This is a genomic window from Pseudomonas sp. NPDC089554, assembly GCF_050280645.1.
GTDB lineage: Bacteria > Pseudomonadota > Gammaproteobacteria > Pseudomonadales > Pseudomonadaceae > Aquipseudomonas.
Genome location: NZ_JBNNVR010000020.1, coordinates 18324 through 33452, shown reverse-complemented (window position 1 = coordinate 33452; position 15129 = coordinate 18324). Strand labels below are relative to the sequence as shown.

At 63.8% G+C, this 15129-nt stretch carries 16 protein-coding genes; 10 read left to right on the top strand and 6 right to left on the bottom strand.

Annotated features, from left to right (window positions below; all coding sequences use genetic code 11):
- Window positions 1-65: 65 nt before the first annotated feature.
- The 3 genes from ACQKPE_RS08905 (at window position 66) to ACQKPE_RS08895 (ending at window position 2728) form a co-directional block, all read left to right on the top strand.
- Complete coding sequence (locus ACQKPE_RS08905) at window positions 66-689, top strand: DJ-1/PfpI family protein (protein WP_427665029.1); 624 nt, start codon at window positions 66-68, stop codon at window positions 687-689.
- Between the two features lie 81 nt (window positions 690-770).
- The gene (locus ACQKPE_RS08900; protein ID WP_427665028.1) at window positions 771-1742 is read left to right on the top strand and encodes an ornithine cyclodeaminase family protein; all 972 of its coding nucleotides are present in this window, start codon (window positions 771-773) and stop codon (window positions 1740-1742) included.
- A 20-nt stretch (window positions 1743-1762) separates the two neighbouring features.
- A complete protein-coding gene (locus ACQKPE_RS08895; protein ID WP_427665026.1) occupies window positions 1763-2728 on the top strand; it encodes a threo-3-hydroxy-L-aspartate ammonia-lyase in 966 nt (321 codons plus the stop codon).
- A 26-nt stretch (window positions 2729-2754) separates the two neighbouring features.
- Here ACQKPE_RS08895 and ACQKPE_RS08890 read toward each other — a convergent pair whose 3' ends face one another.
- Complete coding sequence (locus ACQKPE_RS08890; RefSeq protein WP_427665024.1) at window positions 2755-3384, bottom strand: helix-turn-helix transcriptional regulator; 630 nt, start codon at window positions 3382-3384, stop codon at window positions 2755-2757.
- Between the two features lie 138 nt (window positions 3385-3522).
- Between ACQKPE_RS08890 and ACQKPE_RS08885 the strand changes: the two genes are divergently transcribed.
- Entirely contained in the window at window positions 3523-4650 is a 1128-nt protein-coding gene (locus ACQKPE_RS08885; RefSeq protein ID WP_427665022.1) for a DSD1 family PLP-dependent enzyme, read from the top strand.
- A 126-nt stretch (window positions 4651-4776) separates the two neighbouring features.
- On the opposite strand, the gene ACQKPE_RS08880 is transcribed toward ACQKPE_RS08885, so the two are convergent.
- From ACQKPE_RS08880 to ACQKPE_RS08865, 4 genes are all read right to left on the bottom strand, one after another.
- The gene (locus ACQKPE_RS08880; protein WP_427665020.1) at window positions 4777-5757 is read right to left on the bottom strand and encodes a D-2-hydroxyacid dehydrogenase family protein; all 981 of its coding nucleotides are present in this window, start codon (window positions 5755-5757) and stop codon (window positions 4777-4779) included.
- Window positions 5758-5828: 71 nt separating this feature from the next.
- On the bottom strand, window positions 5829-6914 hold the full coding sequence (locus ACQKPE_RS08875; protein WP_427665019.1) for an alkene reductase: 1086 nt from the start codon (window positions 6912-6914) through the stop codon (window positions 5829-5831).
- A 236-nt stretch (window positions 6915-7150) separates the two neighbouring features.
- The gene (locus tag ACQKPE_RS08870) at window positions 7151-7852 is read right to left on the bottom strand and encodes a cysteine hydrolase family protein (RefSeq protein ID WP_427665017.1); all 702 of its coding nucleotides are present in this window, start codon (window positions 7850-7852) and stop codon (window positions 7151-7153) included.
- Between the two features lie 19 nt (window positions 7853-7871).
- On the bottom strand, window positions 7872-8387 hold the full coding sequence (locus ACQKPE_RS08865) for a DUF1097 domain-containing protein (protein WP_427665016.1): 516 nt from the start codon (window positions 8385-8387) through the stop codon (window positions 7872-7874).
- Between the two features lie 183 nt (window positions 8388-8570).
- Between ACQKPE_RS08865 and ACQKPE_RS08860 the strand changes: the two genes are divergently transcribed.
- The 5 genes from ACQKPE_RS08860 (at window position 8571) to ACQKPE_RS08840 (ending at window position 12797) form a co-directional block, all read left to right on the top strand.
- Window positions 8571-10019: a glutamine synthetase family protein gene (locus ACQKPE_RS08860; RefSeq protein ID WP_427665015.1), complete on the top strand. Its 1449-nt coding sequence runs from the start codon at window positions 8571-8573 to the stop codon at window positions 10017-10019.
- A gap of 55 nt (window positions 10020-10074) precedes the next feature.
- On the top strand, window positions 10075-11028 hold the full coding sequence (locus tag ACQKPE_RS08855; protein ID WP_427665013.1) for a carbon-nitrogen hydrolase family protein: 954 nt from the start codon (window positions 10075-10077) through the stop codon (window positions 11026-11028).
- Window positions 11029-11064: 36 nt separating this feature from the next.
- Complete coding sequence (locus ACQKPE_RS08850) at window positions 11065-11733, top strand: glutamine amidotransferase-related protein (RefSeq protein WP_427665012.1); 669 nt, start codon at window positions 11065-11067, stop codon at window positions 11731-11733.
- An 18-nt stretch (window positions 11734-11751) separates the two neighbouring features.
- On the top strand, window positions 11752-12381 hold the full coding sequence (locus tag ACQKPE_RS08845) for a helix-turn-helix domain-containing protein (protein WP_427665010.1): 630 nt from the start codon (window positions 11752-11754) through the stop codon (window positions 12379-12381).
- Window positions 12382-12467: 86 nt separating this feature from the next.
- Window positions 12468-12797: a hypothetical protein gene (locus ACQKPE_RS08840; protein WP_427665009.1), complete on the top strand. Its 330-nt coding sequence runs from the start codon at window positions 12468-12470 to the stop codon at window positions 12795-12797.
- Here ACQKPE_RS08840 and ACQKPE_RS08835 read toward each other — a convergent pair.
- On the bottom strand, window positions 12788-13723 hold the full coding sequence (locus ACQKPE_RS08835; protein ID WP_427665007.1) for a LysR family transcriptional regulator: 936 nt from the start codon (window positions 13721-13723) through the stop codon (window positions 12788-12790). The two genes, ACQKPE_RS08840 and ACQKPE_RS08835, sit on opposite strands and share 10 nt — an antisense overlap.
- Before the next feature lie 83 nt (window positions 13724-13806).
- Between ACQKPE_RS08835 and ACQKPE_RS08830 the strand changes: the two genes are divergently transcribed.
- Complete coding sequence (locus tag ACQKPE_RS08830) at window positions 13807-15129, top strand: MFS transporter (protein WP_427665005.1); 1323 nt, start codon at window positions 13807-13809, stop codon at window positions 15127-15129.

Below are 15129 nucleotides of genomic sequence, written 5' to 3'. Positions count from 1 at the left end.
GGGTTGTCAGGAAGGGGCGCAGCATCAAGTATCCCGCTGTCTTCCCTGCTACCTGAGAGTCGCGCATGAAAAAGGTGCTGATGTTGTTGGCCAATGGTGTCGAGCCCATGGAAATGGCGGCGTTCACCGATATCCTCGGTTGGGCCGACCTGGTGGGCGATGAAAATATCGAGTTGGTGATGGCCGGGTTGCGTGCGCAAATCACCTCGACCTTCGGCCTGGTGATCCGCCCCAATCACCAACTGGCCGAGCTGGACCTCGATGCGTTCGATGCGCTGGCACTGCCGGGTGGCTTCGAGCCCAGCGGTTTCTACGAGGAAGCCTTGAGCGAGCCCTTCCTGGCGGCGATCCGGCATTTCGTCGACGCCGGGAAAATCGTTGCCAGCGTCTGTGTGTCGTCGTTGTGCCTGGGCCAGGCCGGGGTACTGAAAGACCGCGAGGCGACCATCTATCACCAGGTGGGTGGGCGGCGTAAGCAGCAGTTGCTGGAAACCGGTGCGCGGTTCGTCGACCGGCCTGTGGTGCGCGACGGCAACTTCATCACCTCCAGCGGGCCGGGCACGGCGTCGGAGGTGGCGTTCCTGCTGGTGGAGATGCTCAGCAGCGAGGCCAATGCGACGAACCTTCGCAGAATCATGCGGTTTCCCACACCGGATGCGCGGTGGTACGAAACACCGCAGGTGGGTTAAGGGGCGCTTTTTGGGTGTTTACAGAATGTCTTGGTCTGGATATTGTGTCTAGAAATAGATGTTCTATCCAGGAGCACCCCCATGGCCAAGCTGGAAACCCTCCGCCTGCTGGACCGCGACAGCGTCAACGCCCTGATCCAGCCCGAGCGAATCCTCGTTGCCGTACGCGAAGCCTTCCAGCTTCACAGCGACGGCGCCGGGCAAGTATTCCCCCTGGTACGTGAAGCGCTGGCCACCGGCGGGGTCTTCGGGATCAAGTCCGGCGGCATCGCCAGCCAAGGTGTACTCGGCTTCAAGGCCGCCGGCTTCTGGCCTGCCAACCGCGCCGAGGGCGGCGAGCCGCACCAGGCCACGATCATGCTGGTCGACCCCGCCACTGGCCGCCCCCTGTGCGTCATCGACGGCAACACCGTGACCACCTTGCGCACCGGTGCTGCTGGGGCGCTGGGGCTGGAATTGCTGGCCCGGTTAGATAGCACTCGCCTGACCGTATTCGGCACCGGCGTGCAAGCGAGCATCCAGGTGGACTACGCCTTGCGCGTGTTGCCCAGCCTGCGCTCGGTGACCTATCTCAGCTCCGACGGCAAGCCCAACCCCACCTTCGAAGCCCGCTTCGCCAGCCGCTGTCACATCGGCCTGGGCACCTCGGCCAACGATGCCGTGGCCCACAGCGACGTGGTGATCACCGCAACGCCCGGTCGGCAAGTGCTGTTCGACCTCGACGCGGTGCAGCCGGGTACCCACTTCAACTGCGTCGGGGCCGACACCCGAGGCAAGCGCGAAGCCCCGGAAGGCTTGCTGGCCAAGGCACGGGTGTTTGTCGATGACCGCCAGCAAGCCCAACAGGTCGGCGAAAGCCAGTGGGCGCCGGCATTGCCGGTGACGGAAATTGGCGATGTGCTCACTGGCAAGGGTGAGCACCTGCGCGCGGCCCACGACATCACGCTGTTCGACATGACCGGCTTGGCGCTGCAAGACCTGACCGTGGCGCGAATGCTGTTCGAGCAGGCAAACACTCAAGAGGTGGGCCACGCTGTCTGCTGGCCCTGGTAATCGAATCGAGGAACTGCGTCATGCCCATCACACTGCCTACCTACAAGGATGTCGTCGCGGCATCGCAGCGGCTCGAAGGCGCCGCCAATGTCACCCCGGTATTGACCTCGCGCACGATCAACCGCGAAGTCGGCGCCGAGCTGTTCTTCAAGTGCGAGAACTACCAGCGCACCGGCTCGTTCAAGTTTCGTGGTGCCTACAACGCGCTGTCGCAGTTCGATGCCGCGCAGCGCAAGGCCGGTGTGGTGGCGTTTTCCTCGGGCAACCATGCCCAGGGCATTGCCCTGGCCGCGTCGATACTGGGCATGCCGGCGGCCATCGTGATGCCCACCGACGCCCCGGCGGCCAAGGTGGCGGCCACCCGAGGGTATGGCGCCGAAGTGATCCTGTACGACCGCTACACCGAGGACCGCGCTGAAATCGGCCGGGCGCTGGCGGTAGAGCGTGGCATGACGCTGATCCCGCCCTACGACCATCCCGACATCCTGAGCGGGCAGGGCACGGCGGCCAAGGAGCTGTTCGAAGAGGTCGGCGCGCTGGATGCGCTGTTCGTCGGGCTTGGCGGCGGTGGGATGCTTTCAGGCACCACGTTGTCGACCCGCGCGCTGGCGCCGGACTGCATGCTGGTTGGCGTTGAGCCGCAAGCGGGCAACGATGGCCAGCGTTCATTCGAGAGCGGGGCGATCGTGCGTATCGACACCCCCGAGACCATCGCCGATGGCGCGCAGACCCAGTTCCTGGGCAACTACACCTTTCCGATCATCCTCGAGGGCGTGAACCGCATCGTCACCGTAACCGACGACGAGCTGGTGGCGGCGATGAAGTTCTTCGCTCAGCGCATGAAGATGGTGGTCGAGCCCACCGGCTGCCTGGGCCTGGCGGCGGTGCGCAAGCTCAAGGATGAGCTGCAAGGCAAGCGTGTCGGGGTGATCATCACGGGCGGCAATATCGATATCGACAAGCTCGGGCGCTTCCTTCATTCGTAATAGGGGCTGCGCAAGCAGCCCCGGTTTCACCCTTTGCTATCGCTGTACACCGTCGCGCGCGACACCCCCAGGTGCGCCGCGACGGTATCCATCGCCTTGCGGATATCCAGCATGCCCGCTGCCTTCAGCTCTTGCAGCAGCAGGCGGCGATCAGCCGCCTTCAAGGCGCGCGGTGTGGTTGCCAGGCGCGCGGCGAACTGGTCGATGCGGGCGCGAATGCTATCTGCGCCGCTGCTTTCCAGCGACTCGTTCGGGCGCTCGCTGCCGAAGCTGCCGAACTGCTCGAGCATGCCTTGCAGGCCCCGAAACAGCGTGAGGTCGACGTTCATGCACAAGGCCGCCACGTAGCGGCCGCTGGCGTCCTTGATGCCGATGGAGGTGCTTTTCACCGGCCGCCCGTCCTTGAAATGGTTCGGGTAGTTGGCGATCACCTGCGGGTAGTCGGGGTCGGCGATACGCGCCAGGCCAAGCTCGGTGGCCGGCTCGCCGACTTCACGGCCGGACAGGTTGTTGTGGATGGCCAGGATCGCATGCTCCGGGTCGCGCAGGTCGTGCAGCACCACTTCGCAGAAGGGGCTGAAGGTCTGGCTCAGGCCTTCGGCGATCTGTTCCAGCTGGCTGATGAGCGCTTGCTGTTCGGGGGTCACTTTCTGCATGGGGTGGCGGTATCCGGTCGTTCCAGGTCGGCAAGAATGAACATTGAGTTTGGCTTACTGAATGTGTTGATAAACGTTAACGAGAACATAGAGCGTTCTACCTCAGGGTTGCAAACGCTCCATCGAAGAGGATGCCCCATGAGCCCCACGCTAGACACCCCATGCGCCGTCATCGACGTTGCCCGCATGCAGCGCAACATCCAGCGCATGCAGCAACGCGCAACCCAGCTGGGGGTAAGGCTACGCCCGCATGTGAAGACCAGCAAATGCCCACAGGTGGTCGAGGCCCAACTGACCGCTGGCGCGCAGGGCATCACGGTGTCCACCCTAAAGGAGGCCCAGCTGTTTTTCGCCCAGGGCGTCACCGATATCCTCTATGCCGTGGCGATGGCACCGACCAAGCTGGATCAGGCCCTGGCGCTGCGGCGCGCAGGCTGTGCGCTGGTCATCGTCACCGACAGCGTCGCTGGGGCCAAGGCCATCGTCGAATTCGGCCAGCGTCATGGCGAGCGCTTCGAGGTGATGATCGAGATTGACAGCGACCACCACCGCTCCGGTGTACGCAGCGACGACCCGCTGCTGCTGGAGGTCGCCAGAGCCCTGCATGAGGGTGGTGCGTTGCTCAAGGGCGTGATGACCCATGCTGGCGAAAGCTACAAGCTCGATACCCCCGAAGCCTTGCAGCGCATCGCTGAGCTGGAGCGCAGCGAGTGCGTGAAGGCGGCCCAGGCCATTCGTGCAGCGGGCCTGCCGTGCGTCGAGGTAAGCGTAGGTTCCACGCCCACGGCGCTGAGCGCAGCGCATCTTGCAGGCGTTACCGAGCTGCGTGCCGGGGTGTACGTTTTCTTCGACCTGGTGATGCACAACGTGGGCGTGTGCGGCCTGGACGAGCTGGCCTTGAGCGTGCTGACCACGGTGATCGGGCACCAGCCGGAGAAAGGCTGGGTCATCACCGACGCCGGCTGGATGGCGATGAGCCGCGACCGTGGCACCCAGGCCCAGAAGTGCGACTACGGCTATGGGTTGGTCTGCGATGTGGACGGGGTGCCGATCGACGGCCTGCTGTTGCGCTCGGCGAACCAGGAGCATGGCGTGGCGTCGTTCGAGCCGGGCCAGGTGGTGGATGTGGTGCAGCAGTTTCCGCTGGGGACGCGGCTGCGCATCCTGCCCAACCATGCGTGTGCGACGGGGGCGCAGTATCCGGCGTATGTCGCGCTGCAAAGCGGCGGTGAGGTGGCGCAATGGCCGCGTGAAAACGGTTGGTAAGGCGTGCTGCTCAACCTGTAGGAGCGGGCTTGCCCGCGAACCAGGGCGAAGCCCTGGCCATACACCGTGGTGCCTGATTCGCGGGCAAGCCCGCTCCTACAAGGTTCAGTGCTGTCCTTAAAAACGTCAGGCGCTGCGCGTCCCCAGCACCTCAGGGTTGGCGATGTTCTTCGGCGTACCTTCGAAGAACGCCAGCACATTGTCGAAAGCATCGCCGAAGTACAGCTCGTAGCCATTCTTCTCCACGTACCCCAGGTGCGGCGTGCTCAACACGCGTGGGTGGCGCAGCAGCGGGTGGCTGGGGTCGAGCAGTGGTTCCTCTTCGAACACATCCACCGCCGCGAAGCCCGGCCGCCCAGCATCGAGGGCCTGGAGCAAGGCGCCCGGTGCAATCAGTTCGGCGCGGCTGACATTGACCAGTAGGGCATCGGGCTTCATCCCTGTGAGGTCGTCGAAGGTCACCAGGTGCCGTGTCCGCTCGGACAACCGCAGGTTCAAGCTGAGAACATCCGCCTCGGCAAAGAACGCCTCCCGCGAGGCCGCTGCCTGGTGTCCATCGGCCTGGGCGGCAGCGCGGCTGGCCTCGCTGCCCCAGACCAGCACCGGCATGTCGAAGGCCTGAGCGTATAGCGCCAGGCGCTGGCCGATCTTACCGTAGCCCCAGATTCCCAGCACTTGCCCGGCCAAGGCCTGACCCAGGTTGACCTGCCATTGCCCCTGGCGGAAGGCCTCGATGGCCGGCACCAGTTGGCGACGGGCATTGAGGATAAGCGCCCAGGCAAGCTCCGCCGGCGCCACCGGTGAGCCGCGCCCCTCGCTGACCGCCACGCCCCTCGCGGTGCAGGCTGCCAGGTCCAGGTGCCCAGCCACCTTGCCGGTCTGGCTGATCAGCTTGAGTTTCGGCAAGCGCGCCAGCAATGCGGCATCGATGCGGGTGCGTTCGCGGGTAAGCACCAATGCGTCGGCATCGGCGAAGCGCGCTGCCAGTTCATCCAGGGTGGCGGGCTGGCGCTCATGGAGCACGGTGACCTGGTGTCCGCCCAGGCGCTGGAAGCAGTCGAGCGAGCGGATCACGTCCTGGTAGTCGTCGGGGATGACAATGTGCATGCGGGGAGGGCCCTGGTGAGCGAATGAAGGTCAGACGATAGCGCAGACCAAGGCCCCGCGCGACGGTGTGTCTAGGCGTTCTGGGTGGCCAGGGTCGGGTAGTCGGTATAGCCCTCGGCACCCTGGCTGTAATAGGTCTCCATGGAGTCGCCATTGAGCGGTGCGCCGTCGCGCAGGCGCTCGACCAGGTCCGGGTTGGCCAGGAACGGGCGGCCAAAGCTCACGGCGTCGGCCAGGCCGCTGTCGAGGTCGGCCTGGGCGCGGGCCAGGTCATAGTCGCTGTTGAGCACGATAGGGCCGCTGAAGTGCTGGCGGATCAGCGGCGAGAGCCTTGGGACCTCAGTGGCGCCGAAGGTGCCGTCCGGGCCGGGTTCGCGCAGTTCGAGGAAGGCGATGCCGATCTTGTCGAGCATCTGCGCGACCGCGGCGTACAGCGGCGCTGGGTCGCTATCGTCAACGCCATAGCTTTCACCATTGGGCGACAGGCGCACCGCAGTGCGCTGCGCGCCCACGGCGTCGGCGACGGCCTGGGTGACCTGCTTGAGCAGGCGCATACGGTTCTCGATGCTGCCGCCGTATTCGTCTGTGCGCAGGTTGCTGTTGTCTCGCAGGAACTGGTCGAGCAACTGGCCATTGGCGGCGTGGATCTGCACCCCGTCGAAGCCTGCGGCCATGGCGTTGTTCGCTGCCCTCACATAGTCGTCGACCAGCTCGGGGATCTCCTCCAGCATCAAAGGTCGTGCGGTTTCGAAGGGGCGCTTGCCGTCATAGGTATGCGCCTCGCCGGGCATGGCGGTGGCGCTGGACGATACCGGGTGCACGCCGGTGACGGCCGAGTGCGCCATGCGGCCCATGTGCCAGAGTTGCGCGAAGATCAGCCCGCCCTGGGCATGCACGGCATCGGTCACAGGTTTCCAGGCCTGTACCTGGGTGTGCGACCAGAGCCCCGGGGCATAGGGCCAGCCGACGGCCTGGCGGGAAATACCGGTGGCCTCGCCGATGATCAGGCCAGCCGAGGCGCGCTGGGCGTAGTACTCGGCCATGATCGGCGTGGGAACGTGGTCGCGGGTGGCGCGGGCGCGTGTCAGCGGCGCCATGATGATGCGGTTGGCGGTCTTCAGTGGGCCGATCTTGAGTGGGTCGAAAAGCGTTTTCATGGGATGTCCTTGGTAGCGATTGCGTGATCTCGAAAGGTTCACGGCCAAGGCACACGCTTGGGTTTCTTGCCTCATGCGCAACAAAGCGCATGGCCGACGAAGACGTGTACGTCATGATCGTGAAGCTTCATGCACTATGAAAGCCGCTCGCACGGACATACAGACCTGAACCTGGCTAACTTTATTTTCGATTCTGGAAGAATTCCTCGCCCCAAACGGGGCGAGGGCCTGTGCGCTCAGGCAGCGGGCAGGTAGGTCAGCAACTCGTCGGTGGTCATCACGTCGCAGTAGATCATGTTGAGGATCTCCAGCTCCCGGTCGTGCAACGCGAGGCTTGCGGCCGCGCACGCATCGTCGACCACGATCACCTCGAAGCTCTCATCGGCCAGGCTGCGCACCGTGGACGACACGCACTGATCGGTGAATAGCCCGGTACACACCACCTGGGTGATGCCCAGGTTGCTCAGGGTCAGGCGCAGGTTGGTGCCGGTCAGGGCGCTGTCGGTGGTCTTGATGACGACGATTTCGTCGGGGGCTGGCGCCAGCCTGTCGATCACCTGCGAAGCATGCTCGTCCTTGGGCAGCAGCAGGTTGTTCCAGCCAGGCTTTTTCTGGCTCAGCGAGCGGTCGCGACCGTCGGCCCTCTGACAGGCGATGCGTGCGTACAACACGTCCAGCTGACGCTGGCGGAAGCTTGCGAGCAGGCGCTCGATATTCGGGATCACAGTGCCTTGCAGGCGTTCGTGGAAAGGTGTCCAGGCGTCGTAGCGCGCCTGCTCGGCAGGTTCGAGCGACGTACGGTCAGGCCGTTGCAGGTAGGTGTTCTGTACATCGATGACCAGCAGGGCCACCTTACCTGTCAGCAGTACCGGGTCATGCGGTTCGGGGGCGCCGACGTAGTACAGCGAGCGGCGCGCGGTTTTCCAGTGTGCGGTCATGGAAGCTCCGTGGAAGTGTTCAGGCCTTGCTTGCCAAGGTGCTGGAAAGACGTGCCGAGGCCACGGCGAAGCCGGTGCCCAAACTCATCGACAGCAGCACGATCAACAGTGCGTTGTGCAGGCTGATCGACAGCAACGCCGGGTAGGTGAAGGCACCGGGCGTCTGGCTGAGGAAGGCGAAGGTGGTGGCATAGCCCAGCGTGACCGCCGGAACCGAGGAAAACGCCGGAATAGGCGAGGCGAGGATGTACAGCAACACGCTGAGGCTCACCAGGATGCCGACCCACACCGGCGCGGGCAGGGCGTCGAACGGATTGGCCAGGGCCAGCAATGCCACCAGCCAGGCAACGGCCACGCCGAAGGCGTTCGACGTCAGGTTCAGGCCGATGGCCGTTCGGTCCCCGCCGATGGCGAAATACGACGCCCAGGCCACGAAGGCCGCCCAGATGAGCAGCGTACCCACGGAGAGGAACAGCCAGGCGGCCACTCCTCCCATGATTCCAACACCAATTGCGGTCGCAAGCACTGTGGGCATAGGTCACCTGTTTTTCGCTTGAGAGAAAAATACCGTCCAAGAAAATCTATCTGTGAAAAAATTCTCGTTCAAGAGAAAAACGGGTGTATGTTCAATCTGTCCCTGCATGAACAGGGTGTGATCCCAACCGTCGTAAGCGCATTCGTCATAGCCAGCTGCATCCATAAGAACACGAGGCCAGGTATGTCTATCGAAAGAGCTCATTTCATCCAGCATCACAACCTGTGGACCGACACCATGGCCCGCGCCGCAGCCGACGTGCTGCAGCGTATCGAGAAAGAAGGGTTGCGCTTCATCCGCTTGGGCTGGGGCGATCAGCACGGCATCGTGCGGGGCAAGACCATCACCGTCGAGGAGTTCAAGTCGAGCTTGAAGGGTGGCAAGGACTTCCAGCTCGTCACCTCGATCTTCGATACCACCAACCACCCCATCGTCCCGCCGTTCGGCGCAGAAAACGCCCTGGGCGTGCCGGAAATGATCGGCTTGCCAGACGGCATCCTGGTACCGGACCCCACCACCTTCCGCGTGCTTCCCTGGGTCAAGGACACCGGCTGGTGCCTGAGCGATGCCTACCTCTCGAACGGCGCGCCGTGCCCGTTCTCGACCCGGCAGATCCTGCGCAACCAGTTGGCCAAGCTGGGTAATGACGGCCTGTCGATGGTGGTGGGCCTGGAGTTCGAGTTCTACGTGTTCCGCCTGCTCGACCCCAAGCTGTCCCCCGAGTCGTCCGGCTACCCACCCGCGCCGCCGGAAGTGGCGATGATCCAGCACGGCTACCAGTACCTCACCGAGAACCGCGGCGACGAGGTAGAAGGGCTGCTCTCGTTCATTCACGAGAACGTCGAGAAGCTCGGCCTGCCCCTGGCGACCCTGGAAGACGAATGGGGCCCAGGCCAGTGCGAGGTGACCTTCAACCCGATGGACGCCATGCAGGCCGCCGACTCGGCGCTGCTGTTCCGCTCGGCGATCAAGCAGCTGTGCCGTCGCAATGGCCTGCACGCCAGTTTCATGGCCATGCCCAAGGTTGCCAACATCTTCCCCAGCGGCTGGCACATGCACCAGTCGATCGTCGACCGTAATGGCCGCAACATCTTCATGGCCGACGAAGGCCCGGGCCCGTTGTCGCAGAAGGGCATGCACTACATGGGCGGGTTGCTCGAGCATGCCGCGGGTACCGCGCTGATGACCACGCCGACGGTCAATGGCTACAAGCGCCACCGCCCGGATGGCTTCGCCCCCAACAAGGCGTCGTGGGCCCACGAGAACCGTGGTGCGATGCTGCGTTCGATCGGCGGCCCTGGCGACAGTGCCTCGCGCATCGAGAACCGCGTGGGCGAACCGACGGCCAACCCGTACCTGTACATCGCCTCGCAGATCATCGCCGGGCGCGATGGCATGGCCCGGCAGATCAATCCGGGCGAGCCGGTCAAGGCGGCGTATTTGGCCGACCGGCCGTACCTGCCGATGAGCCTCATGGACGCCACCGTGGCATTTCGCAAGAGCGAAGTGCTCAAGGAGGAACTGGGCCCGGTGTTCCACAATTACCTGGCAATGTTGAAGGAGTTCGAGGTCAATCGGTTCCTTTCCGCAGTCACCGACTGGGAACAGACCGAATACTTCGAGATGTACTGACACAAGGCAGGCGCTCTGGCACACAGGCGCACACCACAGCATCAGGGGGATGAACATGAAAATCGGCGCAGCGCAGTTGCGACCTGCCTGGCTCGACCGGGCAAGGACCTGCCAGATCGTCATTCAGGCGATCAAGCAGGCCAGCGATCAGGGGATCGAGCTGTTGGTCTTTTCCGAGTCGTTCCTGAGCGGCTACCCGTTCTGGATCTGCCGCACCAATGGCGCGGCGTTCGACGACGCGCTGCAAAAGCGCGCCTATGCGCAGTTCCTGGACGCTGCCGTGGAAATTCCCGGCAGTGAGGTATTGGCGATCGTCGAGGCCGCCCGCGACTACAACGTCAGCGTGTACCTGGGTATCAACGAGCGCGGCGTGCAGGAAGGCCGCGGCTCCATTTTCTGCTCACTGCTGGCCATCCATGCCCAGCGCGGCCTGCTGAGCGTGCACCGCAAGCTGGTGCCGACCTACGACGAGCGCCTGTGCTGGGCGCCGGGGGACGGGCACGGGTTGCAGGTACATGACTTCGGCGACTTCAAGGTGGGCGGCCTGAACTGCTGGGAAAACTGGATGCCGCTGGCGCGCTTTGCGATGTATGCGCAAGGCGAGGATGTACACGTCAGCGTATGGCCGGGCAATGCCTCGGCGATCAAGAACGTTGGCCAGCTGATCGCCACCGAAGGCCGGGTGTGGTCGGTGTGCGCCAGTGGCTTGCTGTCGCTGGCCGACGTGCCCGAGGACTTCGCCTTCTTCGAGGCGCTCGAGCAAGACGGTGTCGATGAAATCTTCACCGGCGGCTCGTGCATCATCGACCCGGCCGGGCGCATCGTCGCCCAGGCCGAGGATGGCCAGGAGCAGATCATTTCCTTCGATGCGGACCTTGAGCGAGTGCGTGAGGAGCGCCAGAACTTCGACCCTACGGGGCATTACCACCGCCAGGACATCTTCCGCGTCTCCATCGACAGTTCGCGTCGCCAGGCCCTGCACCACCACGGCTCCAACTCGGGCCAATGACGCCTTCGATTTTTCAACTGCCGGACACCTAAAGAAATGAAAGCCATCGTCATCCAGCATTCCCCTGATACGGGCATTGGCGTGGTCGGCCCCATACTCCGTGATATCCACGGGTTCGAGCTGCGCACCATCGATGCCACCACTGCCGATTTCAACGCTATCGACCCGGACGCGGCCGACCTGTTCGTGATCCTGGGTTCTCCCAATGGGGTGTACGAGCAACACATTCCCTGGGTGGTCGCCGAGCTTGCCTTCACCCGCAAGCTGATCGCCCTGGGCAAGCCAATCATGGGCATCTGCTTCGGCGGGCAGATGCTGGCATTGGCCCATGGCGCCACGGTAGAACCCATGGGCTACCGCGATTCGGGCTGGCTGGAAAACGACTTCGCCATCGACGATGCCTGGGCCGGCCCTTGGTTTCGCTGGCACGGCGACCATTTCACCTTGCCTCGGGACGCCCAGCGGCTGGCCAGCGCAGGCGAGGTGATGCAGGGCTTCCAACTGGGCAACAGCGTGGGCATGCAGTTCCACCCCGAAGTGACCCCCGAGATCATCGGCAAGTGGGTGCAAAAGCGCCGTGAGTCGTTGATTTGCAACGGTGTCGACGTCGAACAGGTGCTCTATACTGCCGACGCCAATGTCAAGGAGGCGCAGCCTCGTGTCGAAGCGCTGGTTGCCGATGTGCTGGCGCGCTGTCTTGGCTGAACCTGACGGAGAGGTAGCTTGAGCAAGAAACCGATGAAACCTGGGCCCGATCCGCTGCTTGGCGTCGAGATCAAGGCCCAGCGCACGGCGCGGGGCTGGACGTTGGAAGACCTCAGCCAGCGCAGTGGCGTGTCGATCGCGGCGATCTCGAAGATCGAGAAGGGCCAGTCACGCCCAAGCTTCGACACGCTGCTCAGTATTGCGCGGTGCCTGAAGATGAACTTCGTCGACATCATGGACGGTGTGTCGGCCGTCCAGCCCCAGGCGGTGATGGCACGCTTGAGCGCCACTCGGGCCGACGAGGCGGAGCAATTCAGCACGCCGTTCTACGACTACCGCGTGCACTCGGCTTCGCTCAAGTCGAAAGTGATGGTGCCGCTGCGCATGACCATCCACAACCACAAGGTCCCGCCCTTCGAAGACTGGAGCGTGCACGACGGCGAGGAGTTCGTGTTCGTGCTCAAGGGCGTGCTGCAGTTCCACACCGAGCACTATGCGCCACTGACCCTGAACGAGGGCGACAGTTGCTACATCGACAGCACCATGCGCCATGCCTTCGTGGCGGCGGGGGCAGGGGACACCGAGATCCTCTCGATCTGCCTTTCGATCAGGCCGTTCAATGGGCAGCCGGAAGTGGAGTCACAGTGAGCATGCAGGGTGAAGTGGGGTTTTGCCAATGGTACCCATGGTCACAGCGTGGCGAGCTGCCAGGCCGGGAGTTTCCCGGCGTCTACATGATCGCCAGGAGCCGGCGCAGGCCGGACAACCACCGTATCAACAACGACTTCATCATCTACGTTGGTGAAACCACCGGTCAGACACTCAGAGACCGTCTACGCCAGTTCAATACCTCGGCCTTCAGTGAAAAGCCCGGCCATTCCGGTGGCAACACGTTCCGCCTGACGCTGATGGAAACCACACCCGCCGAGCACCTTTGGGTATCGGCATGCCCTGTCGACATGGGCAGCCCATACACCACTGCTTACATCAAGCACCTCGAGCGCAAGTTGCTGTGGGAATACGTATGCACCTGGGGCCGCTACCCCGAGTGCAATCACTCATGAAGGCGCACCGCCTGGGTTTGCTCGCCGATGAACTGGCGTAGCCATTCATGGTGCGGTTTATTGTGCTTGGTCATGTCCCACACCATGAAGCAGCGGAACGACGGCACCGGGAACGGCACCGGGCATACGCTCAGCGTACTGATCGCGGCGTAGCTCTCGGCGGCGAAGCTGGGAATGGTGGCGATGACGTCGCTGTGCATCAGGGTGGTCAGCGCACCACTGAAGTGCGTGAACGAGGCGGTGACATGCCGCGCATAGCCTGCGGCTTCGAACATGTCGTCGATGAAGCCGCGACGGCCATCGTAGGAAATCCGTACGTGGTTGGCCTTGAAGTAGTCTTCCAGGCTGATGGCGTCCTGCGCCGCGCGTAAGCGAGGGTTGACCAGGCACGAATAGGATGACGAGAACAGCACCTGGGATGAGAAGCAGGTGCTGAAGTCCCTCGGTTCGCAGCAGATCACCAGGTCCATGTCCGGGTCCTGCAACGACTGTTTCCACAGCAGGCTGTTGCTTTGGTGGAAGGCAAAGCTCACACCCAATCCTTGCGCTGCGGCTGCGTTGACGATGCGCGGCGCCAGGTACGCCTCGATGTCGTCGGACAGCCCAATGTTGAACACATAGCTGGAATCGTGCGGCGAAAATTCGGCTTCTGCGGTGAGCATGCCGGAAATCGAGGTCAGCGCCTCGGTTACACGCGGCGCCAGCTCCATGGCCCTGCGCGTCGGCTGCATGCCCGAAGCGGTGCGGATGAACAGCTCGTCGCCAAAATGCTCGCGCAGCCGACGCAGCGCCGCGCTCACCGCACCTTGGGTCACGTGCAGCATGGCCGAGGCGCGGGTGGCGCTGCGCTCGGTCATCAGGCAGTGGAAGGTGAGCAGCAGGTTCAGGTCCACTCGCGAGATATTACGTACGTTAATCCGGCTCATATTTCCTAATCGTTTGCCCCGTGATCGATGAAGTTCCAGTCTGGCGCCTACAACAACCAGCATAACAACACGAGGAGCAGGTCATGGGCGCGACGACACATAGCGTGGGTGCAAGCAACACGCATACCACCGCAGGGCAGGTGGATATCCGCAAGCGGGCCATCGCGGTCGGCATCGGCAACTTCATGGAGTGGTTCGATTTCGCGGTGTACGGCTACTTCGCCGCCGTGATCGGGATGCTGTTCTTTCCCTCCAGTGCACCTGGGGTGTCATTGCTTTCGTCGCTGGCGGTGTTCGCCGTGGGCTTCCTCTCGCGGCCGCTTGGGGCGCTGCTGCTGGGGCCTATCGGCGATCGCTTCGGGCGCCGTGCGGTGCTGGTGATCACAGTGTTCGGCATGGGCGTGTGCACCACCATCATCGGCTTGTTGCCGACCTATGAGGCGATTGGCATTGCCGCGCCCATCCTGCTGATCGCCATGCGCTTCATCCAGGGCATGATGGTCGGTGGCGAGTGGTCCAGCGCCGGTATCTACATGGTCGAAAGCGCGCCATCGAACCGCCGCGCCACCGCCGCCAGCGTGATCACCGGCACGGCGGGCCTGGCCTTCCTGTTCGGTACTTTCGTTGCGGCGGCCCTGACCACCACAATGGATGAGGCCGCGTTGAACAGCTGGGGCTGGCGCGTGCCGTTCGTGGTGTCGATCGTGATGACCGGTATCGCCGTGTTCATCCGCCGCAAGCTCGGCGACACCCCGGTGTACGAGGAAATGGTGCGCCAGCGCGATCAGCACAAGGCCTTGGCGCCGAGCAAGGCCGTGCGCCGCCGTGCGTTCATCACCACCTTTGCATTCTCCGCGCTGTTCGGGGTGTCGCTGTACTACTTCGTCACCTACGCCAACAACCACCTGGTCAGCACCGTCGGCCTGCCGCGCAGCACCGCGTTGTGGCTGTGCAGCATCGCCTTGCTGGTGTACGTCATCGTCAACCCGCTGGTCGGCCAGCTCAGCGACCGCATTGGCCGGCGCAAGCTGCTGCTGGGCGCGGCGGGTGGGCTCACGGTGCTGGCGTTTCCGATCTTCCTGCTGCTCAACAGCGGCAACCCGGTAGCGATTCTGGCGGGGCTGATCGTGCTCGGCGTGCTGGTGGCGGTCACGGCGGTGATGGACGTGGTGCTGCTGGTGGAAGTGTTCCCGGCGTCCATTCGCTCCTCCGGCGCGGCCCTGGGCCACAACCTGGCGCTGGCCACCCTGGCAGGCCCCGGGCCGTTCATTGCCGCTGCGCTGATCAGCATGACCGGCAACGCGAACCTGCCGGCGGCCTACCTGGCGGCGGTGTCGCTGGTGTGCCTGGTGGTGCTCTACAAGACCCTGCCGGAAACCCGTGACAACGACATCACCCGCTTCTGA

Coding starts and splice junctions, on each gene's coding strand:
- ACQKPE_RS08835 (WP_427665007.1), bottom strand. CDS start 13,723: ATGAGCCGGATTAACGTACGTAATATCTCGCGAGTGGACCTGAACCTG.
- ACQKPE_RS08860 (WP_427665015.1), top strand. CDS start 8,571: ATGTCTATCGAAAGAGCTCATTTCATCCAGCATCACAACCTGTGGACC.
- ACQKPE_RS08850 (WP_427665012.1), top strand. CDS start 11,065: ATGAAAGCCATCGTCATCCAGCATTCCCCTGATACGGGCATTGGCGTG.
- ACQKPE_RS08870 (WP_427665017.1), bottom strand. CDS start 7,852: ATGACCGCACACTGGAAAACCGCGCGCCGCTCGCTGTACTACGTCGGC.
- ACQKPE_RS08890 (WP_427665024.1), bottom strand. CDS start 3,384: ATGCAGAAAGTGACCCCCGAACAGCAAGCGCTCATCAGCCAGCTGGAA.
- ACQKPE_RS08895 (WP_427665026.1), top strand. CDS start 1,763: ATGCCCATCACACTGCCTACCTACAAGGATGTCGTCGCGGCATCGCAG.
- ACQKPE_RS08885 (WP_427665022.1), top strand. CDS start 3,523: ATGAGCCCCACGCTAGACACCCCATGCGCCGTCATCGACGTTGCCCGC.
- ACQKPE_RS08875 (WP_427665019.1), bottom strand. CDS start 6,914: ATGAAAACGCTTTTCGACCCACTCAAGATCGGCCCACTGAAGACCGCC.
- ACQKPE_RS08855 (WP_427665013.1), top strand. CDS start 10,075: ATGAAAATCGGCGCAGCGCAGTTGCGACCTGCCTGGCTCGACCGGGCA.
- ACQKPE_RS08900 (WP_427665028.1), top strand. CDS start 771: ATGGCCAAGCTGGAAACCCTCCGCCTGCTGGACCGCGACAGCGTCAAC.
- ACQKPE_RS08905 (WP_427665029.1), top strand. CDS start 66: ATGAAAAAGGTGCTGATGTTGTTGGCCAATGGTGTCGAGCCCATGGAA.
- ACQKPE_RS08840 (WP_427665009.1), top strand. CDS start 12,468: ATGATCGCCAGGAGCCGGCGCAGGCCGGACAACCACCGTATCAACAAC.
- ACQKPE_RS08830 (WP_427665005.1), top strand. CDS start 13,807: ATGGGCGCGACGACACATAGCGTGGGTGCAAGCAACACGCATACCACC.
- ACQKPE_RS08865 (WP_427665016.1), bottom strand. CDS start 8,387: ATGCCCACAGTGCTTGCGACCGCAATTGGTGTTGGAATCATGGGAGGA.
- ACQKPE_RS08880 (WP_427665020.1), bottom strand. CDS start 5,757: ATGCACATTGTCATCCCCGACGACTACCAGGACGTGATCCGCTCGCTC.